Here is a 21,991-nt window from a genome sequence, read left to right on the forward strand (position 1 = left end):
TTCTTTGACTATTCGGTTGTGGATAAGTCTATCGGGTCTGCTGTTTTTCGATCTCCTTTCTGGCTCTTTGGGCGTTGCTTTGGGGGAGCCGCGCCAGCGGCACTGGAGTGCTTGAATCGCCAGCTCTCGTTGCCCGTCTCGACGATGTGGCAATGGTGCGTGAGCCGGTCAAGCAAGGCCGTGGTCATCTTGGCGTCTCCAAAGACGCTGCTCCACTCCGAGAAGGTGAGGTTGGTGGTGATCACCACGCTCGTTCGCTCATAGAGTTTGGAGAGCAGGTGGAACAGCATCGCGCCGCCCGACTGCGTGAATGGCAGGTAGCCCAGTTCATCCAGGATCACCAGATCGACGTACATCAGGCGGTGCGCCATTTGCCCGGCCTTGTTCTGCGCCTTCTCCAGCTCCAGGGCGTTGACCAGCTCCACCGTTGAGAAGAAGCGCACCCGCTTGCCATGCATGCGAATGGCCTCGATCCCCAGGCTCGTGGCCAGGTGGGTTTTACCCGTGCCGGGGCCACCAACCAGCACCACGTTGTGCGCCGACTCCACGAAGCGAAGGGTGTGCAACTGGCGCACCAGTGCTTCGTCGAGCTGCGCGTGGGCGAAGTCAAAGCCGGCGAGGTCACGGTGCGAAGGGAAGCGCGCCACGCGCATCTGGTAAGCCATGGAACGCACCTCACGCTGAGCGGTCTCGGCCTTGATGAGCTGGTGCAGCACGGCCTCATGATCCAGCGACTTCATGCGGGCGGTGCCCAGTACCTCCGGCCAGGCACTGGCCATGCCGTGCAGGCCCAGCGCTTTGAGGGCATCAATGACGTCATGCATGGTCGGACTCCGGTGATGCCTCATGAGGCTGGACGTTGCGCAGTGCGTCGTAGCGCTGCAGGTTGGCCAGTGGCGGCGTGTTGAGCTTGAGCATCGTGGCCACCGGTGGCTCGGGCACGCGCTGCTCCTTCAGACGCGAGAGCACGTTGAGCACGTGCTCGGCACTCACCCGCCCGGACTGCAGCGCCAGCTCTACCGCCACCACCACGGCCTCCAGTCCATGCAGGCTCACCCCCATGAGCACCTGCGCCATCACCCTGTCGCCACCGCTGTGGCGCAGCAACTGGCGCTGCATTTCCTGCAGTGGCTCGGGCATGGTCTTGAAGGGCGCGCCGTTGCGCAGCGCGCCGGGCTTTCGCTCGATGAGCGCGATGTAATGCATCCAGTCGTAGAGCGTCTGATCACGTTCGAAGCTGCGCGCCAGGCGCACCTGTCGCCCATCGGGCCCGACCACCAGCAGGCCATCCGCGTAGGCCCGCAGACTGACCACCGCATGAATCCATTCACACGGCACGCTGTAGCGGTTGCGCTGGAAGTGGATCAGTGCGGTCGCAGAGACCCGTACCGGCTGCTCCACGTAGCCATCAAACGCACGGGGGTTGGGCATGAGACGAGCACGTTCGTCCTGCCAGACATCGGCCACCGTGAGCTGAGTCCATTCCGGGTGACTCATCTCAGCCCAGGCCTTCACGCAGGCCTGCTGCAACCAGTCGTTGAGTTCACCAAGCGTCCCCCAGCGCCGCTCGCTGGCCTCACGCCAGATGTCCTTGCGCCGATCCTGAACGTTCTTCTCCACGACCCCCTTCTCCCAGCCGGCGGCCCGGTTGCAGAACTCCGGCTCGAACAGGTAGTGCCCGGTCATCGCCTCGAAGCGTGCATTGACGCTGCGCTGTTTGCCATGGCCGACCTTGTCCACAGCGGTCTTCATGTTGTCGTAGATGCCCCGCCGGGGCACGCCACCGAAGAGGGCGAACGCCCGTGCGTGCGCATCGAACAGCATCTCGTGCGCTTGGCTGTAGTACGCCACCAGGCAGAAGGCGCGACTGGCCGCCAGCTTGGTGTGTGCCACTTCCAGGCGGCGGCGCAGCCCGCCGATGAACAGGTACTCGCAGCTCCAGTCGAACTGGAACGCCTCGCCCAACTCGAAGCTCAGCGGCACGAACCCCGCACCACGCGCAGCGTTGCCTTGCTCTTGCTGCCAGCGCTGGGCAAAGGCGTAGACCGGCCCTCGGCTGCCGCTGTAGCCCTGCGCGCGCAGCGCCTCAAACATGGCCTTGATCCCGCGTCGATCGCGTTTGCTGCGATGGCTATCGGCCTTGAGCCATTGGCTCAACTGCTCCTTGTACGGATCCAGGATGCTGGGGCCCGACACCCGCTGCGGGTATCGGGGTTCGGCCATCTGCCCGTCTTTGAGCCACTTGGTGGCTGTGTTGCGCGAGATGCCCAGGCGCCGGCTGGCCTCGCGCACCGACACGTCCTGCCTCAGCACGAGGCGGCGTAACTTGCTCAATGTGCTCACGTTGATCACTCCTGCTCCCCCGTGCTGAAAAATTCAGCAGGATAGAGCGGCAACGTGGCTCAAATTTCAACGTGAATGCGTCCCGAAATGGCCCAGCTTTGGAAATGAATCAACAGCCAGCGTTCAAGCGTTGCTTCGCTGACTCCCCAACGTTCGGCCAATTGGCCTTGATTCAGATGTTTGACACTCACGATGCACTCCTTCTGGTTGTTGCGAATTCGTGAGGTCAGTTTCGAAGTCGGCCTGTACGGGCGTCCGCCGCCGCCATGTACGGGCTGATGTACGGGCGCAGCTTCTGCGGGGAAAAACGAGGCCCAGAAAGCAAAAAACCGCCCGAAGGCGGTTGTGCGTGGTCCTGCCAACTGGTGGCCGGTCAATCTCGGCGGAAGCCATACTTCCCCTTTTCAGGGTTGTCGATGTAGTCCTCCCAGTCGGTGTTGCCACTGAACAGGTTCTGCATGCGCTGACTGCGTGCCGTCTTCTTGTCTGCATAGGCTGCGTCGAGAATTTCAGCGGCTGGGAGAATCCACCTGTCGTTGATAGCCTGCTCGAACATGTAGCGGACTGCCGCAGCCTGACGCTCGCCCTTGATCGTCCAGGGCTTGGTCTTGGTGCGGATGGTCAGCGTGTTGGTGTACTCGTCGAAGTGCACCGGCAACACGGGGCGGATCGCGCCATCGGGCGGAGCGGCCAGTATTCGATGCAGGAGATCCATGTCGATGCACGGCGTGGCGACGTAGTCGACGATTGAAGCTCGTAGCGATGCGAATCGGTAGCATCGCGGCGGCCGGACAAACTGCGGCAGCACACCGCCCGACGACAAGATCAGGCCCTGATCAGGCAGACTGGTTTGGCTGAAATGCCGAAACACCTGTTCGACGGATCGCGCCAACCCACGAACAAGCCAGACGTCTGTCATTGCTGGTCCTACTCTGGTCTTGCCAAGATGCCACAGTGAATCGTCCAGCAAGGGCGCCTCGATTCCCTTGCGCAGGGCCTGCGCGATACCGAGAAGATCAGAGACGACGTTCAGGATTGCTGGCGGTCGGACGCTGAAGACTGCGACCTCTGCGGCCGGGACGAACTTCCATCGAAAAGTCTCGGGGCACCGGTATCGATAGCGGTCAGGCTGGTCATCCTCCGCCAGGTCGACATGCACGCGGTCATCGCCGAGTGGCGCTGGGTAGCTGCCGGAATAGCCGACGCAATCCGCCCAGTGTTCCAACTGCTTGGCGGTCAGGGAGGTACGCCCGAAAGCGCTCCACCCTGGGACGCCATGAAGCCGCTGTCCATCTCCATCGAGAATCGGCTGCCCCGACTGCTCGAACAGGTCGATCAGCTCAAGCAGCGACTGCGTCGGCAGGGGCTTCGACGACATGGCCAATCTCCTTCACCAGATTCCATTTGGCGAGCAGCCGATCGCACAGCGCCCGGTCCTTTTCCCGCTTCGTCTTGATGTTGCACTTGTTGTCGTCACGCAGGATCACGGTGATCGTCCGCGCGCGGTCCTTGCCGACCTTTTTCAGCTTGATGGACAGCTTGGCGTAGTTCAGGTGGTGATCGCGGAAGTCGAAGGTGGGGCTGATCAACGACCGAGCAGCGGTGTAGATGTCGTCGGCATCCTTGGTCCAGATTTTCACGAGCAGCGAGCGACCGTTTGCAGCGGAATAGCCGAGCTCGACGACCTTGACGGACGTCACCAGCTCACTGGCAATGTCGAAGTTTCGTGGTGCCGCCAGGCTCTGGTAGTCGTACTGCTTGAGCGGGATCTTCTCGCCGGTGATCGGCGATTGCAGCAGGGAGTCGGCCACGATTCGGGCCAGCGCTTCGCGCCCATCCGTATCCTTCGACAGCACCTCCAGGTGTCCATTGGTCGGCTCATAGGTGATGTGCGATGACACCGCCCGGATCACCTCTTGTGGCACCAGTTCGCTGGCCTGCACGCAGTCGATGATTTCCGGCGGGCGGTTGTGGTGGATGCTGATCTGGTAGAGGTCCACGTCTTCGCCGGTCTGCGTATCGGGCCGCAGGCGCTTGAAGATCTGGATCGCGACGGCGTCATCGGAACACCCGAGCTGTTGGGCGACGGTTTGGTGGAACGCCGTCTTGGCAGCTGCATCGTCGAGTACAGCAAGGTTGGCGGGCGCCATGAAGCCCGAGTAACAAGAGGCGCTTTGCCGAAACACGTCGGCCTGCCGGGCGTTCAGCGCTTCCTCGAAGAGTGCGGGCTCATGGACATGGAGCCACAGCGCCCGCTGGTACTGGTTCGGGATCGCGGCGAAGGCTTCCCGGGCGGCGTCATCGAAAATGTCGTCCTTGAAGCCGTCGATGACGTCCTGGCCGGCGCCGTCCGACAACAGCACGATTCGTTCGGCCACTTCCTCGATCCGCTGCCGCTCACTCACCCCAAGGGCGGACAGCACGGCCTCCATCTGTTCACGCTGCTCCTTTTTCGGCTTCTTGGTGTCCAGGTCCGGCATGGCCAGGCTGAACTCGTCCACGATGAATTCACGGAACACTGCCGGCGGCAGGTGGCCCAGGAGCTTGGTCAAATTCTCTGCATCGTTCATCTACATACCCCTCAAAAGGTTTGGATTGGCTTGGTATCAGCCCCGACGGCCCCTTTTCCTGAGTGGGGTGTGCAGACCGATGACGTTCGGTGTACCGAACGATTGTGATTGTCTCGAAGCGATTAGGGGTTTGTCAAGCAGGTACGAATTCGTTCGGCGTAGTGGTATTATTTTCGGCCTGACGCGAACACATGAGGAGATAACGGTGCCATCGCCCCTGGGGGACAAGATCCGCGCATTGCGGAAGCAGAAGAAGCTCAGCCTGGAGCAGTTGGCCGAGCTGACGGACTCCAGCAAGAGCTACATCTGGGAGCTGGAGAACAAGGACGATCCGAAACCATCGGCCGACAAGATCGGCAAGATCGCCGCCGTCCTCGATGTCACCACGGAGTTCCTGTTGACCGAGTCGGCCGCCACGCCGGACGAGCAAGTGCTCGATGAGGCCTTCTTCCGCAAGTACAAAACCATGTCGGAGCCGGACAAGAAGAAGATCCGCAAGATCCTCGATGCCTGGGAAGATGAATGACGGATGCGAAGAAGCCCATGGCCGAGGCCAATCGCATCTCGTCCATGCTCAACACGGTTCTCGGTGCGGATCGCTTTCCGGTCAAGGTTGATGAGCTGGCGCTGGAGTATTCCCGCCAGTGCTTCTCAGACTCGCCGATCGACAAGGTCCAGGGCGAAGATCTAGACGGTTTCGATGGTCTGCTGAAAGCCAATAAGTCGCGGTCGAAGTGGCTGGTCCTCTACAACAGTGCCACCCCGTCGGAGGGTCGCAAACGCTTCACGATTGCGCATGAGTTCGGCCACTACATCCTTCACCGTCACCAGCAGGACATTTTCGAGTGCGGCGACGGCGACATCGAAACGGGAGACAACAACCAGCGCGACATCGAGGCAGAGGCGGACTTGTTTGCTTCGACCCTGCTGATGCCGCTGGACGACTTCCGGCGCCAAGTCGACGGCCAGCCGATCAGCTTCGATCTGCTGGGCCACTGCGCAGACCGCTATGGTGTATCGCTCACGGCCGCCGCCTTGCGCTGGACCGAGATTGCACCCAAACGAGCGGTGCTCGTGGCCAGTCGCGACGATCACATGCTGTGGGCCAAGTCGAACAAGGCGGCGCTGAAGTCTGGCGCCTACTTTGCGACCCGCAGGAACACCATCGAACTGCCGGGTGATGCGCTGGCGCACAGCTACAACGCTTTTGATATTGCTGACACTCGAACAGGGCATGCCCAGTCCTGGTTTGCCCGCGAACCTGCCAGCATGCCGATCACCGAAATGACACGGGTCGCAGGCCAATACGACTACACCCTGACCTTGCTACTGCTGCCCGAAGCCGAGTGGCAGGGAGCACGCCACGACGACGAGGAGCCGGAGGAGGACACCTACGACCGATTCATCCGCAACGGCCAATACCCGGTGCGATAGCTCATGGTGGATCGATCATGAGCGCCCACAAGTGGCAATTCGCTTCCCGTTTTCGCCGCCATGCCTTTGGCTGGCGGTCCGACACGCCGGTGCAGCGGATCAAGGAAGCCATCACGGAGATCAAGCAAGTCGCCCGCAAGGAGCCCGTGCTCGCGGCTGAGGGCGCCATTACCCTGCTGGAAAAGCTCTCCCCGGCGCTGGAACAGGTGGACAGTTCATCGGGCGCACTGGGTTCGGCCGTCAACAAGGCCATCGATACCCTGGTGCCCATCATCGTCAAGGCTGACGTTGAGCCGAAGCTGCGGCAACGCTGGCTCGAACGCTTGTGGCAAGCGCTGCAAGACGACGAGATGCCCTACATCGAACTGCTCGGCGATTATTGGGGCGAGTTGTGTGTGACACCGGAACTGGCGTCGCACTGGGCCGATGAGTTTTTGCCGGTCGTTGAGAGCGTGTGGAGCCCGAAGGCTTCCGGACATGGATTCTTCAAAGGCACCAGCGCTTGCCTGGCATCGATGTACGCGGCGGGTCGCCACCAGGAGTTGCTGGCACTGCTCGACAAGGCGCCGTTCAAGTGGTGGCACGATCGGCGCTGGGGTGTGAAAGCGTTGTCAGCGATGGGCAAGAAGGCGGAGGCGATCCGCTACGCCGAGGAGTCGCGCGGTCTCAATGATCCTGGCTGGCAGATTGCCCAAGCCTGCGAAGAGATCCTGTTGTCCTCCGGTTTGCTCGACGAAGCCTACCGCCGCTATGCCATCGAGGCAAATCAGGGCACGACGAATCTGGCGACGTTTCGCGCCATCGCCAAGAAGTATCCCCACAAGCAACCGGAAGAGATCCTGCGCGACCTGGTAGCCAGCGCGCCTGGCGCCGAGGGCAAGTGGTTCGCCGCCGCGAAGGATGCGGGCCTATTTGATGTGGCGATCGAACTGGTCACGCGCAGCCCGACCGATCCGCGCACGCTGACACGCGCTGCCCGTGACTATGCCGAGAAGCAGCCAGCATTCGCGCTCGCAGCCGGCTTGGCCGCGTTGCGCTGGATCTCTCTTGGACACGGCTATGAGATCACCGGCACTGATGTGCTCGATGCTTATTCGGCAGTCACGCAGGCGGCGGTGAACGCTGTTGTGCCAACCCAGCAGGTCAATGAGCGGATCCGGGACATGATCGCCAGCACCCAGCCCGGCAATTCGTTGATGACGACCATCCTCGCCCGTCATCTGGCGAATTAAACGGGACCTGCTTTTCGCAGCAACCCGCATCGGTTCGCACGACTCCGAAACTCCCTCATGGTGTCGGCGGCAGTCCATCCGGACAATTTCACTGCATGTGAGTTTGACCGAGAGGACCGCCACCAATGCATCAAATCAACCATCTACCACCGGAGCGGATGACCCCAGAACAGCGTCGCCACGAGATCGCGTCGTTGCTGGCTAACGGCCTGGCACGCATGCGGATCAGCGACGCGGAACAGTGCGCACATAGCGCCGAAGCGAGCGAGTTTGAGCTTGGCTTCTCTGGCAACCAGCGCGTTCATACAGACCCCGTCAACAAGACAACTACGGAGTCGAAATGAGCACGCAAACACCATCATTTTCCACGCCGCCATCGGTGGCGGCGCAGATCGCCAGGCTGCCCGAGATGCCGATGGCAGAGATCCGGGCGCTTTGGCAGAAGCTGGTCGGTGGCGACACGCCCACCCACAACCGCCAGTTCCTCGAACGCCGGATTGCCTACCGGCTGCAGGAGCTGGAATTCCGCAAGGTCGACGCCAACCTGCTGGATCGCAACCAGCGTCGCATCGAATCTCTGGTCGAAACCGGCAAGGTGAAAAAACGCGACCGCGATTACCGTCCGGCCGCAGGCACGGTACTGGTCCGCGAATACAAAGGCGTGGAGTACCGCGTGATCGCCACCGCCGACGGCCAGTATGACTTCCAGGGACGCATGTACCCGAGCCTCTCGATGATCGCCCGCGAAATCACCGGCATGCGCTGGTCGGGGCCACTGTTCTTTGGGCTCAAGCCGCCATCCAATGCCAAGACCAAGCCGTCCAACAAGAAGAGAGGTGGACGATGAGCGAAGTCTTGAAGCGCCGCATGCGCTGCGCGGTCTACACGCGCAAATCCACCGACGAAGGGCTGGACCAGGAATACAACTCCATCGATGCCCAGCGCGACGCCGGTCATGCCTACATCGCCAGCCAGCGCGCCGAGGGCTGGATTCCAGTAGCCGACGACTACGACGATCCCGCCTTCTCGGGCGGCAACATGGAACGTCCGGCGCTGCGCCGCATGATGGCGGACATCGAGGCCGGCAAGATCGACGTGGTCGTCATCTACAAGATCGATCGCCTTACGCGCAGCCTGGCGGACTTCTCCAAGATGGTCGAGGTGTTCGAGCGCTACGGCGTGTCGTTCGTGTCGGTCACCCAGCAGTTCAACACGACGACCTCGATGGGTCGGTTGATGCTGAACATCCTGCTGTCCTTCGCCCAGTTCGAGCGCGAGGTCACCGGCGAACGCATCCGCGACAAGATCGCAGCCAGTAAGCGCAAGGGCATGTGGATGGGCGGCGTGCCACCGCTCGGCTACGACGTCGAGAACCGCCGACTGGTGCCCAACGAACGTGAGGCCAAACTGATCAGGCACATCTTTCAGCGTTTCGTCGAACTCGGCTCCAGTACTGCGCTGGTCAAGGAGCTGAAACTGGATGGCGTAACGTCGAAGGCGTGGACCACGCAAGACGGCAAGACGCGCGATGGTAGACCGATCGACAAGGGCCATATCTACAAGCTCCTCAGCAACCGAACCTACCTTGGTGAGTTGCGGCACAAGGATCAGTGGTACCAGGCCGAACATCCACCCATCATCAGCCGCGAACTGTGGGACAGCGTCCACGCGATCTTGGCCACCAATGGCCGGGTGCGCGGCAACGCAACGCGGGCAACCGTGGCGTATCTGCTCAAGGGCATCGTATTCGGCAACGATGGTCGAGCACTGTCGCCGTGGCACACGACCAAGAAGAATGGCCGTCGGTACCGGTACTACGTGCCTCAGCGTGACGCCAAGGAGCACGCGGGCGCCTCAGGCCTGCCGCGCTTGCCGGCCGCCGAACTCGAGTCGGCGGTACTCGACCAACTGCGCGCGATCCTGCGTGCCCCGAATCTACTCGGCGACATGCTGCCGCAGGCGATCAAGCTCGATCCAACCTTGGACGAGGCGAAGATCACCGTGGCCATGACCCGGCTCGACGCGATTTGGGATCAACTTTTCCCGGCCGAGCAGACCCGGATCGTGAAACTGCTGGTCGAGAAAGTCATCGTGTCACCTAACGACCTCGAAGTGCGGCTGCGCGCCAACGGCATCGAACGCCTGGTGCTGGAGCTGCGCCCCGAGCCGGTCGAGCAACAAGAGGAAGCACTGGCATGAGCGACATCCGCATCCAGAAGGCCGGCGAGCCCGACATCCTGCAGACCAGCGACGGCAGGCTGACCTTGTCCGTGCCGATCCAGATCAAACGCCGCAGCGGCCGCAAGCTGGTCACCTTGCCAAACGGCGAAACCGCGCCGGTTAGACCGTGGGACGTAGCACCGACCTCCATCCAACTGGCGCTGGCCAGGGGCCACCGCTGGCTGGCGATGCTGGAGTCAGGAGAGGCGAAGTCCTTGAAGGAGATCGCCACGAGGGAAGGAATCGACAACAGCTACGTCAGCCGGATGGTCAACCTGACCACGCTGGCACCTGACATCGTGGCGGCCATCCTGGACGACGTATTGCCGAACCACGTCACGCTGTTTGATCTGGCGGTTGATCCGCCAGCGCTGTGGGATGAGCAGCGGGCCAGGCTCATGTAGACCGAGCGGGGGCACAGGGGTAAAATTGCTTCAGGTGCCCACCTTACTTGCACACGAGTAAAAAAAGGCGTTGCCTCACTGTCACTAAAAACCTCTCTTTGAGCCTCGTCGTCGGGGACTTAAACGTGTGCGCCTGACCCGAAATCGGCGTGGCATTGAGGAAAGGTTTGTCATGACAATCAAAGAACTCGCGTATTCCGCGCAGCAGCACCTTCAGGCCAGCACTGGTGGCTCATTCAAGCGAGCCCACGTCTACGAGCTGTTGGCAGCTTCCTTCGGCTTCAACTCTCACGCCGCGTTTGGCGTTGACACCGTGCTCACGGAACTTCGCCAGAACGACCGGCGGGTGGTCCCGCAAAGTGCGCTCATCAAGCGGCGTTGCATCGAGCTTGGGTATCAACCTGACACCGTGATTCTGGCGTCGTCGGCGTTGGAATCTTTCCTGGCAGAGCGCCAGATCGGTGTCGCCAGCATCTCGTCATTGGTCAGTCGCCTGAGAGGGGAGTCGTCCAGCCAAGACGAAGAGCTCGAATACGACGAGGATGAGCTATTCGACCCTACCGACGAGGCGTTCGGACCGATCCTTCTAGATGGATTGGCTGCGGCGGCTAGTAAGGGCAATGCCCTGGCTCACTACGCGCTGGCGCTGATACACGCCCCTGACGATGAAGACGACCCGGACGCTGGAAGTTCCTATTGGTACTCCCAGGGGCAGCAGGGCCGTGTCCTGACGGGGGTGGAAAAGGAGTGGGCCGAAGCCCACGAGGCTCGTCTCGCTCAAGCCGAGAAGTACTCGCGGCACCTGAGGGAGGCCAGTCGACTGGGGAATCAGGATGCACTTCTCGACTTGGCGGATCGATTTGACGATCCGTCCTTCTTCGAGCAGCCGCGCCACGGCGTCGATGCTGACCCAGCAGCGATTGCGGCGATCGCAGAACGCATGGGCCGCACTTCAGACGCCAAGCATTGGCTGACGCTGGCTGCCGAGAGGGGAGATACGGACGCCATGCTCCAGCTCATTGAGGAACACGATCAAGGTGACCTACAGCGATGCTGGACGTGGGTGTATCTCTCGCAGTTGGTCGGAACGGATCTGGCTCGGGACGCGCACTACGCCATCAACGAGGACGGTTCGGACTACGACGATGACGTCGGCGGTCCAGTCTACGTCGCAGGTCGTGACGGGGTAGATCTTGAACCGCTTGCTCCGGCGCAAGACGCTGCTGCCAGGCTCGCTGCGCAGAAACTGTTTGACCAGATCGAATAGAGCGCACGGTAAGACTGCTGGCTTTGCGCCAGGGACGTTTGCCCACTCCGGTAGCCAATGCTGCAATCCAACCGCTTGATTCGTCCGCGCGTAACCCTTTGATCAGTATGGGCCTGCGTTGCGACCTTTGCGGACTTCGGGCCAGTTCCAGGGAGCGAGGTCGGAGCGAGGAATGGCCGGGAGAGAGTGGAATGTGGCCCGGAACGGCCAATTCGGGCGGCAGGCGCAGTCCGCAGGCTTCCGCAGGAACCCCCAGCAACACGCGGGAACCGGCGCGATCAGGCAAGAAAAAACCCCAACCGAGAACGGTTGGGGTTTTGTTATTGGTGGAGCTGGGGGGACTTGAACCCCCGTCCGCAAATCTTCCACGCCCAGTTCTACATGCTTAGCGGTCTGATTTGAATCTCGCCACCCGCATCGCGCAGTCGCACGCTATGCGGGCAGCCAGTGCCCTTGAGTCTCGCCTGCGTCCAAGGCACCCGGACGCAGGCCAGCCGATGTGGATTCCCTCGCAGCCGGGACGGCTTGCGCCGCCCTTGCCCAGCCCATCGGCCTGCTGTTGCGAGGCTCACCGGTGTTTAGGCGGCGAGTGCGAAACGTTCGTCGTTTGCAGTTGGTTTGTTTCAGCGGTTTTACGAGGTGACTGAACCTCGGCATGCCCTGAGGCGATTCCAACCCACGTCGAAACCAATACAGCCCCTGGAGCCTGACATTTTAGGTCAATTCGAGCCAATTCAAGAGCTGGAGCGGCTGGTCGATCACCGCATCGGCCGGCCAGGCGTCGACCCGGGCCTGCGCGCCCAGGTAGCCATAACGGGCCGCGACGGTGCGCAGGCCCGCCGCCCTGCCGGCCTGCATGTCGCGCTCGTCGTCGCCCACGTAGATGCAGTGCGCGGGCGCGGTGCCAGCCTGGCGCATGGCCTCGATCAGGGAGGCGGGGTGCGGCTTGAGATGGGGCGTGGTGTCGCCGCAGACGACGACGCGGGCGCTGGCAAAAAGCGGCAGGCTGGCCGTCAGCGGCAGGGTGAAGCGCGCGGCCTTGTTGGTCACGACCCCCCAGTCGAGGCCGCGCTCGCGCAGCGCCGCCAGCAGCGGCTCGACCCCCTGGAAGGGGCGGGTGGTCTGCATCATGACCTGCTCGTAGCGCAGCAGGAATTCGTCGCGCAGGCCGTCGTAGCCGGCATCGCCTGGCGCCAGGCCGAACGCCACCTTCAGCATGCCCCGGGCGCCCGAGCCGGCGCTGCTTCGGTACAGGTCCCCCGCCAACGAAGGCAGACCGCGGGCGCGCCGCATGTCGTCGGCGGCCTGGCCCAGGTCGGTGGCGCTGTCGAGCAGGGTGCCGTCGAGGTCGAACAGCACGCAGCGCACGCCCCGCAAGCGCATCACGGCGCGGCCGGCACCGGCTTGCGGACGGCGACCATGTAATTGACCGCGCAATCGTCCGTCAGGCGATAGCGGCGCGACACGGGGTTGTAGGCCAGGCCGCTGCTGCACTGCAGCTCCAGCCCCGCCTCGCGGCAGAACCGCGCCAGTTCGCTGGGCCGAATGAAGCGCGCGTACTCGTGCGTGCCGCGGGGCACCAGGCCCAGCACGTATTCCGCACCCACGATGGCCAGCGCAAACGAGCGCGGATTGCGGTTGATGGTCGAGAAAAACACCGTTCCGCCCGGCTTGGCCAGCGCCGCGCAGGCCCGGACCACCGAGGCGGGATCGGGCACGTGCTCCAGCATTTCCATGCAGGTGACGACGTCGAACGTGCCCGGCTCCTGGGTCGCCAGGTCTTCGGCCGCGACGGTGCGGTAGGCCACGCGCGGCGTTTGCGCCTCCAGGGCATGCAGCTGGGCCACCTTGAGGGATTTTTCCGCCAGGTCGATGCCCAGCACGTCGGCGCCGCGGCGGGCCATGGCATCGGCCAGGATGCCGCCGCCGCAACCCACGTCGACGACGCGCGTGCCGCTCAGGGGATGAATCCGGTCGATCCAGTCCAGGCGCAGGGGGTTGATCTGGTGCAGGGGGGCAAATTCGCCCTCCAGGTCCCACCAGCGGTGGGCCAGCGCGGAAAACTTGGCCAGTTCGGCCTGATCGACATTGCTTGCGGACATGGCGCGATTGTCCCACGCCACCGACCGGGCCTCGCCTGGCCCGGCGCAAAGACACCGCGCCATTCAGCCAAACAAAAAGCCTTGGAGGCTTGCACCCCCAAGGCTTTTGCGGATGATTCCGGAACAAACCGGAATCAGCGACCCAACGATCAGTTGGCGCGGGTGCCAACCACCTCGATCTCGACGCGGCGGTTCTTGGCGCGGCCTTCGGCCGTCTTGTTGCTGGCGATCGGCTGGGACTTGCCCTTGCCTTCGGTGTACACGCGGTTGCGCTCGATGCCCTTGGACACCAGGTAAGCCTTCACGGCTTCGGCGCGGCGCACCGACAGCTTCTGGTTGTAGGCCACCGAACCGATGGAGTCGGTGTGACCCACGGCGATGATCACTTCCAGGTTGATGCCCTTGATCTTGCTGACCAGGTCATCCAGCTTGGCGCGGCCTTCGGGCTTGAGCACGGCCTTGTCGAAATCGAAGAACGCATCCGCGGCGAAAGTGACCTTCTGGGCGGCGACAGGAGCCGGGGCAGCAGCCGGGGCCGGGGCAGCGGCCGGGGCGGGAGCAGCAGCCGGGGCAGCAGGCGCGGCCTTGGGCGCGGCCTGGGCGCCGTCGCAGCCGACGGCCGCCGTGGCGGGCGTCCAGCTGGAATCACGCCAGCACAGTTCGTTGGTGCCGTTCTTCCAGACCAGCTCGCCGGTGCCGTTTTGCCAGTTGTCGACGACGTTGCCGCCATTGGCAGCCTTCACTTGCGCGACAGCGGCCGTAGCGATGGCAGCAGAGGCAAACAAGACCGCGATTTTGTTCAGTTTGTTCATGATTCTCCTCATGGGAAAAAGCCGCAGCCGGGCTGCGAAAAACGGACGCTTCAAGTGACCACCACCGAAAACGCTGAAATTGATTGTGCCACACGTCCCCGCGCAAACCGAAGCAAACAAGGCCCGCAAGCCTGCGGCCGGGCCGGAAATCCGCTGTTCCGTTGCCTTCAAGCAACAACTCAAAGCCCCTAAAATCATTGATTTTCGCCCGCACGGCCCGCCTGCATATATATGACTTCATTCGCCAAGGAAACCCTCCCGGTCACGCTCGAAGAGGAGATGCGGCGAAGCTATCTGGACTACGCCATGAGCGTGATCGTGGGCCGGGCCCTGCCCGATGCGCGCGATGGCCTCAAGCCCGTGCACCGGCGCGTGCTGTACGCGATGCACGAGCTGAACAACGACTGGAACCGGCCGTACAAGAAGTCGGCACGCATCGTCGGCGACGTGATCGGCAAGTACCACCCGCACGGCGACAGCGCGGTGTACGACACCATCGTGCGCATGGCGCAGGACTTTTCGCTGCGCCACATGCTGGTGGACGGCCAGGGCAACTTCGGCTCGGTGGACGGCGACAACGCCGCCGCCATGCGCTACACCGAGATCCGCCTGGCCAAGATCGCCCACGAGATGCTGGCCGACATCGACAAGGAGACGGTCGACTTCGGCCCCAACTACGACGGCAGCGAGACCGAGCCGCTGGTGCTGCCCACGCGCCTGCCCAACCTGCTGGTCAACGGCTCGGGCGGCATCGCGGTGGGCATGGCCACCAACATCCCGCCGCACAACCTGAACGAGGTGGTGGACGCCTGCCTGCACCTGCTGCGCGCGCCCGAGGCCGGCCTGGACGAGTTGATGGAGATCATCCCGGCGCCGGACTTTCCCACCGGCGGCATCATCCACGGCATCCAGGGCGTGAAGGACGGCTACCGCACCGGGCGCGGCCGCGTGGTGATGCGCGCCAAGTGCCACTTCGAGGACATCGACCGCGGCCAGCGCCAGGCCATCATCGTCGACGAGCTGCCCTACCAGGTCAACAAGAAGACACTGCAGGAGCGCATGGCCGAGCTGGTGCACGAGAAAAAGCTCGAGGGCATCAGCCACATTCAGGACGAGTCCGACAAATCGGGCATGCGCCTGGTGATTGAACTCAAGCGCGGCGAAGTGCCCGAGGTGGTGCTGAACAACCTATACAAGCAGACGCAGCTGCAGGACACCTTCGGCATCAACATGGTGGCGCTGATCGATGGCCAGCCCCGCCTGTGCAACCTGAAAGACCTGCTCGGCGTGTTCCTGCAGCACCGGCGCGAGGTGGTGACGCGGCGCACCGTGTTCGACTTGCGCAAGGCGCGCGAGCGCGGCCACGTGCTGGAGGGCCTGGCGGTCGCCCTGGCCAACATCGACGAGTTCATCCGCATCATCCGGCAGGCGCCCACGCCGCCGGTGGCCAAGGCCGAGCTGATGGCGCGCAGCTGGGACAGCCAGATCGTGCGCGAGATGCTGACCCGCACGCGCGCCGATGGCGTGCTCATCAGCGCCGACGACTACCGGCCCGACGACCTGGACCGCCAATGCGGCCTGCAGGCCGACGGCCTGTACCGCCTGTCGGAGACGCAGGCGCAAGAGATTCTGCAGATGCGCCTGCAGCGCCTGACGGGGCTGGAGCAGGACAAGATCATCGCCGAGTACAAGGACGTGATGGCGCAGATCGACGACCTGCTGGACATCCTGGCGCGGCCCGAACGCGTCTCGACCATCATCGCCGACGAACTGACCGCGCTGCGCACCGAATTCGGCCAGACCAAAGCCGGCGCGCGCCGCTCCACCATCGAACCCAATGCGCAGGACCTGGCCACCGAGGACCTGATCGCGCCCACCGACATGGTGGTCACGCTCAGCCACACCGGCTACATCAAGGCGCAGCCCCTGTCCGAATACCGGGCGCAAAAGCGCGGCGGGCGCGGCAAGCAGGCCACGGCCACCAAAGAGGACGACTGGATCGACCAGCTCTTCATCGCCAACACGCACGACTACATCCTGTGCTTTTCCAACCGCGGGCGGGTGTACTGGCTCAAGGTGTGGGAGGTGCCCTCGGGCTCGCGCGGCTCGCGCGGGCGGCCCATCGTCAACATGTTCCCGCTGGCCGAGGGCGAGAAAATCAACGTGGTGCTGCCGCTGACGGGCGAGATGCACAGCTTTCCGGACAACCGTTACGTGTTCATGGCCACGTCCATGGGCACCGTCAAGAAGACCATGCTGTCGGAGTTCAGCAACCCGCGCAAGGCCGGCATCATCGCGGTCGACCTGGACGAGGGCGACTACCTGATCGGCGCGGCGCTGACCGACGGCGCGCACGACGTGATGCTGTTCAGTGACGGCGGCAAGGCGGTGCGCTTCGACGAGAACGACGTGCGCCCCATGGGCCGCGGCGCGCGCGGCGTGCGCGGCATGTCGCTGGAGGACGGCCAGAGCGTGATCGCCATGCTGGTGGCCGAGGGCGAGGCCGGCACCGACCAGGCCGGCACCGACGCCCGTACCAGCGTGCTCACCGCCACCGAAAACGGTTACGGAAAGCGCACCAACATTACCGAATACACGCGGCACGGCCGCGGCACCAAGGGCATGATCGCGATCCAGCAAAGCGAGCGCAACGGCCGGGTCGTGGCCGCCACGCTGGTCGCCGCCGACGATGAGATCATGCTCATCACCGACAAGGGCGTGCTGGTGCGCACCCGCGTATCCGAGATCCGCGAGATGGGCCGTGCCACGCAAGGCGTGACCCTGATCGCGCTGGACGAAGGCACGCAACTGAGCGGCCTGCAGCGCATCGTGGAAAATGACGCCCAGGAGGCGGGCGACGACCCCTCAATCACTGAACCCACGGAGTAATCCATCTTGAAGACTTCCCTTTCCAAACTGTCGGCAACGGCCCTGTTCGTGGCCCTCTGCGCCGTCTCCACCGGCGCCAGCGCGCAGGACGCCAAGAAGACCCTGGCCACCAAGCTGGCGCAGATGCAGGCCAAATCCGACGGCGCCGCCATGGCCAACCAGCTGACGGCCGACGCGGTGCAGTTGCCGCTGTCCACCTGGTCGCAGCGCCTGGACGAGTCCGTGCCGCCGGCGCGCCAGAAAGACGTGCGCGACAAGCTGGACGTCGAGCTCAAGAAGTTCGCCGACAACACGCACAAGGCGATCGAGGCGCAGGTGGGCAAGGCCGCCGAAACGGCGCTGGTGCCCCTGTTCATGGACAAGCTGAGCGAAGACGAGATGAAGACCATCATCGCCTACATGGAGTCGCCCGCCGCGCTCAAATTCCAGGGCCTCAGCGCCGACGCGGGCAACGCCTGGGCGCAGAAGGTGATCGACGCCACGCGCACCACGGTCGAGACCAACGTCAAGTCCTTCGACGCCGCCGCAACCAAGATCGTGGGCGTGCCGGCCACCCCACCGGCTACCGCACCCGCCTCGGGCGCCGCCACCAACGGCAAGAAGAAGTAAACCCCCCTTGTCCTTTGGGCGCCGGCCTCGACGGCCGGCGCTTTTTTGACCCGGCATGAGCAACACCCCCATCCAAACCGAGGCCCTGGCGCAGCTGCGAACGCGCATCGACGCCCTGGACAACCAGCTGCTGGCCCTGCTCAACGAGCGCGCCCGCGTGGCCGAGGAGGTGGGCGCGCTCAAGCGCCAGGAAGGCACGCCGTTTTTCCGCCCCGACCGGGTGGCCCAGGTGATTGCCAAGGTGCAGCGGGCCAACCCCGGCCCCCTGCTCAACCAGCACGTGGCCGCCATCTGGCGCGAGGTCATGTCCGCGTGCCTGGCGCTGGAGGTGCCGCAGCGCGTGGCCGTGCTGGGCCCCGAGGGCACCTTCACCGAGCAGGCGGCGGTCGAGTTCTTCGGCAGCGCCGCCAACCTGATCTACTGCCAGAGCTTCGACGAGGTGTTCCACGCCACGGCCGCCGGCACGGCGCAGTTCGGCGTGGTGGCGGTCGAGAATTCGACTGAGGGCGTGGTGGCGCGCTCGTTCGACCTGTTCCTGCATTCGCCGGTGCACATCATCGGCGAGGTCAGCCTGCTGGTGCGCCACAACCTGCTGCGGCGCACGGCCGGGCTGGATGGCATCGAGGTCGTCATGGCGCACCCGCAGGCGCTGATGCAGTGCCACCGCTGGCTGTCGCAGCACCTGCCGCACGCCGAGCGCCGCGCGGTCTCCAGCAACGCCGAGGGCGCGCGCCTGGCGGCCGACAACCCGGCCTGGGCCAGCCTGGCCAGCGAGCGCGCCGCCGCGCAGTTCGGCCTGCACGTCGTGGCCCACGCGGTGCAGGACGAGGCCTACAACCGCACGCGCTTTGCCGTCGTCTGCCTGCCACAGACGCTCAGCATGCCGGTGCCCTCGGGGCGCGACTGCACCAGCATCGTGGTGTCGGTGCCCAACAAGCCCGGCTCGGTGCACGACATGCTGACGCCGCTGAAGAAGCACGGCGTGAGCATGACGCGCTTCGAGTCGCGCCCGGCCAAGTCGGGCCAGTGGGAATACTACTTTTACATCGACATCGCCGGCCACCCGAGCGAGCCGCACATCGACGCGGCGCTGGGTGAATTGCGCCAGCTGTGCGCGTTCTACAAGGTGCTGGGCGCCTACCCCCTGGGAAACGATGTTTGAACAACTCGGACTGATCGGCTGCGGCCTGATGGGCGGCTCCTTCGCGCTGGCGCTCAAGCGCGCGGGCCTGGTGCGCCGCGTGGTGGGCTACAGCAAGTCGCCCTCCACCACCGAGCGCGCGCGCCAGATGGGCGTGATCGACATCGAGGCGCCCTCGGCGCTGCAGGCGGTGTCGGGCTCGGACCTGGTGCTGCTGGCCGTGCCGGTGGCCGCCACCGAGGCCACCTTCAAGTCCATCCGCCACCTGCTCACGCCCGAGATGCTGGTCATCGACGTCGGCTCGACCAAGCGCGACGTGGTGGATGCCGCGCGGCGCACGCTCAAGACCGGCGTGGGCTCCTTCGTGCCCTGCCACCCGATCACCGGGCGCGAGGTGGCCGGGGTCGAGAACGCCGATGCCGACCTGTACCACGGCAAGCAGGTGATCCTGACGCCGATCGAGCGCACGCTGACGCGCAAGATCGAGCAGGCCACGGCGCTGTGGAAGGCACTGGGCTGCCGCGTGTTCAGCATGTCGCCCGAGTCGCACGATGCCGCCTTCGCCGCCGTCAGCCACCTGCCGCACCTGATCGCCTTCGCGCTGATGAACAGCCTCACCGGCCAGCCGCATGGCAAGGACTACCTGTCGCTGGCCGGCCCCGGCTTTCGCGACTTCAGCCGCATTGCCGCCAGCGACCCGCAGGTCTGGCGCGACGTGCTGATCGCCAACCGCGAGGAGCTGGCGGCGCAGACGCGCCACTTCCAGCAGGCGCTGGCCCAGTTCGAGCAGTTGATCGCCGCCGGCCAGGCCGACGCGCTGGAGCAGCTCATCACCCAGGCCAGCCACAGCCGCGCCACCTGGCGGGTTGCCCCCGGCGCGCAGTAAACCCCGGCGCGCCCAACGTGGCCCGCGCCCCACCCTGCTCATCCCGTGTACGACCTGCCCTTTCTCGATGTGCCTGCCCTGCGCGCGGTGCACGGCAGCGTGCGTCTGCCCGGCTCCAAGAGCATCTCCAACCGCGTGCTGCTGCTGGCCGCGCTGTGCGAAGGCCGCACCGTGGTGCACGACCTGCTGGACTCCGACGACACCCAGGTCATGCTGCAGGCGCTGCGCCAGCTCGGCTGCGGCGTGACGCTGGCGGGCACGCGCGCCACCATCGACGGCATCGGCCAGGGCCCGCGGCGGCGCCAGGCCGATCTGTTCCTGGGCAATGCCGGCACGGCCATGCGCCCGCTCACCGCCGCGCTGGCGGTGCTGGGCGGCCAGTACAGCCTGCACGGCGTGCCGCGCATGCACGAGCGCCCCATCGGCGACCTGGTCGATGCCCTGCGCGCGCTGGGCTGCCGCATCGACTACAGCGGCCAGCCGGGCTATCCGCCGCTGGCCATCGGCATGCCGACGCTGCGGCTCGACCGGCCCATCCCGGTGCGCGGCGACGTCTCCAGCCAGTTCCTCACCGCCTTGCTGATGGCGCTGCCGCTGGCGGCCGACCAGGCCCCGGCGGGCGGCATCGTGATCGAGGTGCAGGGCGAGCTGATTTCCAAACCCTACATCGAGATCACGCTGCAGCTGCTGGCGCGCTTTGGCGTGGCGGTGCAGCGTCAGGGCTGGCAGCGCTTCACCATCCCGCACGGCTGCCGCTACCGGTCGCCGGGCGAGATCCACGTCGAGGCCGACGCCTCGTCTGCTAGTTATTTCATAGCTGCTGGCGCATTGTCGGTGACGGCTGAAGGCCAAAATGGCTTGAAGATCGAGGGCGTGGGCCTGGACTCGATCCAGGGCGACATCCGCTTCGTCGACGCCGCACGGCAGATGGGCGCCGACATCACGGGCGGGCCCAACGGGCTGCAGGTGCGCCGCGGCGCCTGGCCGCTGAAAGCCATCGACCTGGACTGCAACGCCATCCCCGACGCCGCGATGACGCTGGCCGTGATGGCCCTGTTTGCCGACGGCCCCAGCACCCTGCGCAACATCGCCAGCTGGCGCGTGAAGGAGACCGACCGCCTGGCCGCCATGGCCTGCGAGCTGCGCAAGCTGGGCGCCACCATCGACGAAGGGCCGGACTGGCTGCGCATCACGCCCATCGCGCCGGGCGCGTGGCGCGCCGCCTCCATGGCCACCTACGACGACCACCGCATGGCCATGTGCGCCTCGCTGGCGGCCTTCAACCCCGACGGGCTGCCGGTGCGCATCGAAGACCCCCGGTGCGTGGCCAAGACCTTCCCGGACTATTTCGAGACCCTGTTTGCCATCGCCGAGCCGGCCGCACCGGTGCCGGTGATCTGCGTGGACGGCCCCACCGCCTCGGGCAAGGGCACGCTGGCCAGCCGCGTGGCGCAGCAGCTGGGCTGGCACTACCTGGACTCGGGCGCGCTCTATCGCGTGCTGGGCCTGGCCGCGCGCCAGCAGGGCCTGGCGCCCGAGCCGGCGCACGAAGCCGCGCTGGCCGATCTGGCCCGCATCCTGCCCGTGCGCTTCGACGGCGAGCGCGTGTGGCTGGCCGGCGCCGACGTGAGCGAGGCCATCCGCACCGAGCAGGCCGGCATGGACGCCTCGCGCGTCTCCACCCTGCCCTTGGTCCGCACCGCCCTGCTGGCGCTGCAGCAGGATGCCGCCCGCCTGCCTGGGCTGGTGGCCGACGGGCGCGACATGGGCACCGTGGTCTTCCCCCAGGCGCCGCTGAAGGTGTTCTTGACGGCGGACGCGCGCCAGCGCGCCGAGCGCCGCCACAAGCAATTGATTTCCAAGGGCATTTCCGTTACACTGGACGCCCTTTGCGCCGACCTGCAGGAGCGCGACGCCCGCGACCAAAACCGCGCGGCGGCCCCCCTGAAGGCCGCGCAGGATGCCTTGCTGCTGGACAACTCGCAGCTGTCGATCGAGTCATCGGTTGCGCAGGTGCTGTCCTGGTGGCAGGCGAGGCAGCCTTTCTGATTCGCCCGGCGAATCCGCGAGGCCCTCAAAACG

Annotated in this window: 20 protein-coding genes, 1 other RNA gene and 1 pseudogene; 13 read left to right on the plus strand and 9 right to left on the minus strand. The window is 64.8% G+C overall.

The features are described 5' to 3' along the window. Positions 1–8: 8 nt before the first annotated feature. The 5 genes and pseudogenes from H6927_16830 to H6927_16850 all read right to left on the minus strand — a co-directional run bounded on the left by H6927_16830 (position 9) and on the right by H6927_16850 (position 4,913). Positions 9–848 (minus strand): ATP-binding protein, encoded by an 840-nt coding sequence (locus H6927_16830; GenBank protein MCP5219751.1) that lies wholly within the window; start codon positions 846–848, stop codon positions 9–11. Beyond that, the gene (locus tag H6927_16835; GenBank protein MCP5219752.1) at positions 817–2,343 is read right to left on the minus strand and encodes an IS21 family transposase; all 1,527 of its coding nucleotides are present in this window, start codon (positions 2,341–2,343) and stop codon (positions 817–819) included. Before H6927_16835 ends, H6927_16830 begins: the two co-directional genes overlap by 32 nt. A 116-nt stretch (positions 2,344–2,459) precedes the next feature. Then, positions 2,460–2,534 (minus strand): annotated as a pseudogene (locus tag H6927_16840) (DNA-binding protein). Between the two features lie 182 nt (positions 2,535–2,716). Beyond that, positions 2,717–3,721: a hypothetical protein gene (locus H6927_16845; protein MCP5219753.1), complete on the minus strand. Its 1,005-nt coding sequence runs from the start codon at positions 3,719–3,721 to the stop codon at positions 2,717–2,719. Then, the gene (locus H6927_16850; protein MCP5219754.1) at positions 3,684–4,913 is read right to left on the minus strand and encodes a hypothetical protein; all 1,230 of its coding nucleotides are present in this window, start codon (positions 4,911–4,913) and stop codon (positions 3,684–3,686) included. Before H6927_16850 ends, H6927_16845 begins: the two co-directional genes overlap by 38 nt. Before the next feature lie 205 nt (positions 4,914–5,118). Between H6927_16850 and H6927_16855 the strand changes: the two genes are divergently transcribed. The 8 genes from H6927_16855 to H6927_16890 all read left to right on the plus strand — a co-directional run bounded on the left by H6927_16855 (position 5,119) and on the right by H6927_16890 (position 11,470). Then, a complete protein-coding gene (locus H6927_16855; protein MCP5219755.1) occupies positions 5,119–5,439 on the plus strand; it encodes a helix-turn-helix transcriptional regulator in 321 nt (106 codons plus the stop codon). After that, the gene (locus H6927_16860) at positions 5,436–6,347 is read left to right on the plus strand and encodes an ImmA/IrrE family metallo-endopeptidase (protein MCP5219756.1); all 912 of its coding nucleotides are present in this window, start codon (positions 5,436–5,438) and stop codon (positions 6,345–6,347) included. The genes H6927_16855 and H6927_16860 overlap by 4 nt, the downstream gene beginning before the upstream one ends. Positions 6,348–6,364: 17 nt before the next feature. Next, positions 6,365–7,579: a hypothetical protein gene (locus tag H6927_16865; GenBank protein ID MCP5219757.1), complete on the plus strand. Its 1,215-nt coding sequence runs from the start codon at positions 6,365–6,367 to the stop codon at positions 7,577–7,579. Between the two features lie 125 nt (positions 7,580–7,704). After that, on the plus strand, positions 7,705–7,923 hold the full coding sequence (locus H6927_16870) for a hypothetical protein (protein ID MCP5219758.1): 219 nt from the start codon (positions 7,705–7,707) through the stop codon (positions 7,921–7,923). Further along, positions 7,920–8,426, plus strand: coding sequence for a DUF2924 domain-containing protein (locus H6927_16875; protein ID MCP5219759.1), 507 nt, complete (start codon positions 7,920–7,922; stop codon positions 8,424–8,426). Before H6927_16870 ends, H6927_16875 begins: the two co-directional genes overlap by 4 nt. Continuing rightward, a complete protein-coding gene (locus H6927_16880) occupies positions 8,423–9,778 on the plus strand; it encodes a recombinase family protein (GenBank protein ID MCP5219760.1) in 1,356 nt (451 codons plus the stop codon). Before H6927_16875 ends, H6927_16880 begins: the two co-directional genes overlap by 4 nt. Further along, positions 9,775–10,203 (plus strand): LacI family transcriptional regulator, encoded by a 429-nt coding sequence (locus H6927_16885; protein MCP5219761.1) that lies wholly within the window; start codon positions 9,775–9,777, stop codon positions 10,201–10,203. The genes H6927_16880 and H6927_16885 overlap by 4 nt, the downstream gene beginning before the upstream one ends. A gap of 172 nt (positions 10,204–10,375) precedes the next feature. Then, positions 10,376–11,470 (plus strand): hypothetical protein, encoded by a 1,095-nt coding sequence (locus H6927_16890; GenBank protein ID MCP5219762.1) that lies wholly within the window; start codon positions 10,376–10,378, stop codon positions 11,468–11,470. A 324-nt stretch (positions 11,471–11,794) separates the two neighbouring features. On the opposite strand, the gene ssrA is transcribed toward H6927_16890, so the two are convergent. The 4 genes from ssrA to H6927_16910 all read right to left on the minus strand — a co-directional run bounded on the left by ssrA (position 11,795) and on the right by H6927_16910 (position 14,384). Continuing rightward, positions 11,795–12,170: a transfer-messenger RNA gene (gene ssrA, locus H6927_16895) on the minus strand. Between the two features lie 14 nt (positions 12,171–12,184). Then, the gene (locus H6927_16900) at positions 12,185–12,853 is read right to left on the minus strand and encodes an HAD-IA family hydrolase (protein MCP5219763.1); all 669 of its coding nucleotides are present in this window, start codon (positions 12,851–12,853) and stop codon (positions 12,185–12,187) included. Continuing rightward, entirely contained in the window at positions 12,853–13,572 is a 720-nt protein-coding gene (gene ubiG / locus H6927_16905; GenBank protein MCP5219764.1) for a bifunctional 2-polyprenyl-6-hydroxyphenol methylase/3-demethylubiquinol 3-O-methyltransferase UbiG, read from the minus strand. Before ubiG ends, H6927_16900 begins: the two co-directional genes overlap by 1 nt. Before the next feature lie 149 nt (positions 13,573–13,721). Beyond that, positions 13,722–14,384, minus strand: coding sequence for an OmpA family protein (locus H6927_16910; protein ID MCP5219765.1), 663 nt, complete (start codon positions 14,382–14,384; stop codon positions 13,722–13,724). Between the two features lie 231 nt (positions 14,385–14,615). On the opposite strand from H6927_16910, the gene gyrA reads away from it, so the two are divergent. From gyrA to H6927_16935, 5 genes are read left to right on the plus strand one after another with little or no spacing between them, the layout of a single operon-like run. Then, on the plus strand, positions 14,616–17,273 hold the full coding sequence (gene gyrA, locus H6927_16915) for a DNA gyrase subunit A (GenBank protein MCP5219766.1): 2,658 nt from the start codon (positions 14,616–14,618) through the stop codon (positions 17,271–17,273). A 6-nt stretch (positions 17,274–17,279) separates the two neighbouring features. Beyond that, positions 17,280–17,882, plus strand: coding sequence for a hypothetical protein (locus tag H6927_16920; protein ID MCP5219767.1), 603 nt, complete (start codon positions 17,280–17,282; stop codon positions 17,880–17,882). 55 nt (positions 17,883–17,937) lie between these two features. Continuing rightward, positions 17,938–19,044: a prephenate dehydratase gene (gene pheA, locus H6927_16925; protein ID MCP5219768.1), complete on the plus strand. Its 1,107-nt coding sequence runs from the start codon at positions 17,938–17,940 to the stop codon at positions 19,042–19,044. Further along, positions 19,037–19,909 (plus strand): prephenate dehydrogenase/arogenate dehydrogenase family protein, encoded by an 873-nt coding sequence (locus tag H6927_16930; protein ID MCP5219769.1) that lies wholly within the window; start codon positions 19,037–19,039, stop codon positions 19,907–19,909. Before pheA ends, H6927_16930 begins: the two co-directional genes overlap by 8 nt. A gap of 45 nt (positions 19,910–19,954) precedes the next feature. Beyond that, positions 19,955–21,958 (plus strand): bifunctional 3-phosphoshikimate 1-carboxyvinyltransferase/cytidylate kinase, encoded by a 2,004-nt coding sequence (locus H6927_16935; GenBank protein MCP5219770.1) that lies wholly within the window; start codon positions 19,955–19,957, stop codon positions 21,956–21,958. The last annotated feature ends 33 nt before the right edge of the window (positions 21,959–21,991 follow it).

Source organism: Burkholderiaceae bacterium, from assembly GCA_024235995.1.
Classification (GTDB): Bacteria; Pseudomonadota; Gammaproteobacteria; order Burkholderiales; family Burkholderiaceae_C; genus Ottowia.

Coding starts and splice junctions, on each gene's coding strand:
- H6927_16830 (MCP5219751.1), bottom strand. CDS start 848: ATGAGGCATCACCGGAGTCCGACCATGCATGACGTCATTGATGCCCTC.
- H6927_16845 (MCP5219753.1), bottom strand. CDS start 3,721: ATGTCGTCGAAGCCCCTGCCGACGCAGTCGCTGCTTGAGCTGATCGAC.
- H6927_16850 (MCP5219754.1), bottom strand. CDS start 4,913: ATGAACGATGCAGAGAATTTGACCAAGCTCCTGGGCCACCTGCCGCCG.
- H6927_16860 (MCP5219756.1), top strand. CDS start 5,436: ATGACGGATGCGAAGAAGCCCATGGCCGAGGCCAATCGCATCTCGTCC.
- H6927_16865 (MCP5219757.1), top strand. CDS start 6,365: ATGAGCGCCCACAAGTGGCAATTCGCTTCCCGTTTTCGCCGCCATGCC.
- H6927_16870 (MCP5219758.1), top strand. CDS start 7,705: ATGCATCAAATCAACCATCTACCACCGGAGCGGATGACCCCAGAACAG.
- H6927_16875 (MCP5219759.1), top strand. CDS start 7,920: ATGAGCACGCAAACACCATCATTTTCCACGCCGCCATCGGTGGCGGCG.
- H6927_16880 (MCP5219760.1), top strand. CDS start 8,423: ATGAGCGAAGTCTTGAAGCGCCGCATGCGCTGCGCGGTCTACACGCGC.
- H6927_16885 (MCP5219761.1), top strand. CDS start 9,775: ATGAGCGACATCCGCATCCAGAAGGCCGGCGAGCCCGACATCCTGCAG.
- H6927_16890 (MCP5219762.1), top strand. CDS start 10,376: ATGACAATCAAAGAACTCGCGTATTCCGCGCAGCAGCACCTTCAGGCC.
- H6927_16900 (MCP5219763.1), bottom strand. CDS start 12,853: ATGCGCTTGCGGGGCGTGCGCTGCGTGCTGTTCGACCTCGACGGCACC.
- ubiG (MCP5219764.1), bottom strand. CDS start 13,572: ATGTCCGCAAGCAATGTCGATCAGGCCGAACTGGCCAAGTTTTCCGCG.
- H6927_16910 (MCP5219765.1), bottom strand. CDS start 14,384: ATGAACAAACTGAACAAAATCGCGGTCTTGTTTGCCTCTGCTGCCATC.
- gyrA (MCP5219766.1), top strand. CDS start 14,616: ATGACTTCATTCGCCAAGGAAACCCTCCCGGTCACGCTCGAAGAGGAG.
- pheA (MCP5219768.1), top strand. CDS start 17,938: ATGAGCAACACCCCCATCCAAACCGAGGCCCTGGCGCAGCTGCGAACG.
- H6927_16930 (MCP5219769.1), top strand. CDS start 19,037: ATGTTTGAACAACTCGGACTGATCGGCTGCGGCCTGATGGGCGGCTCC.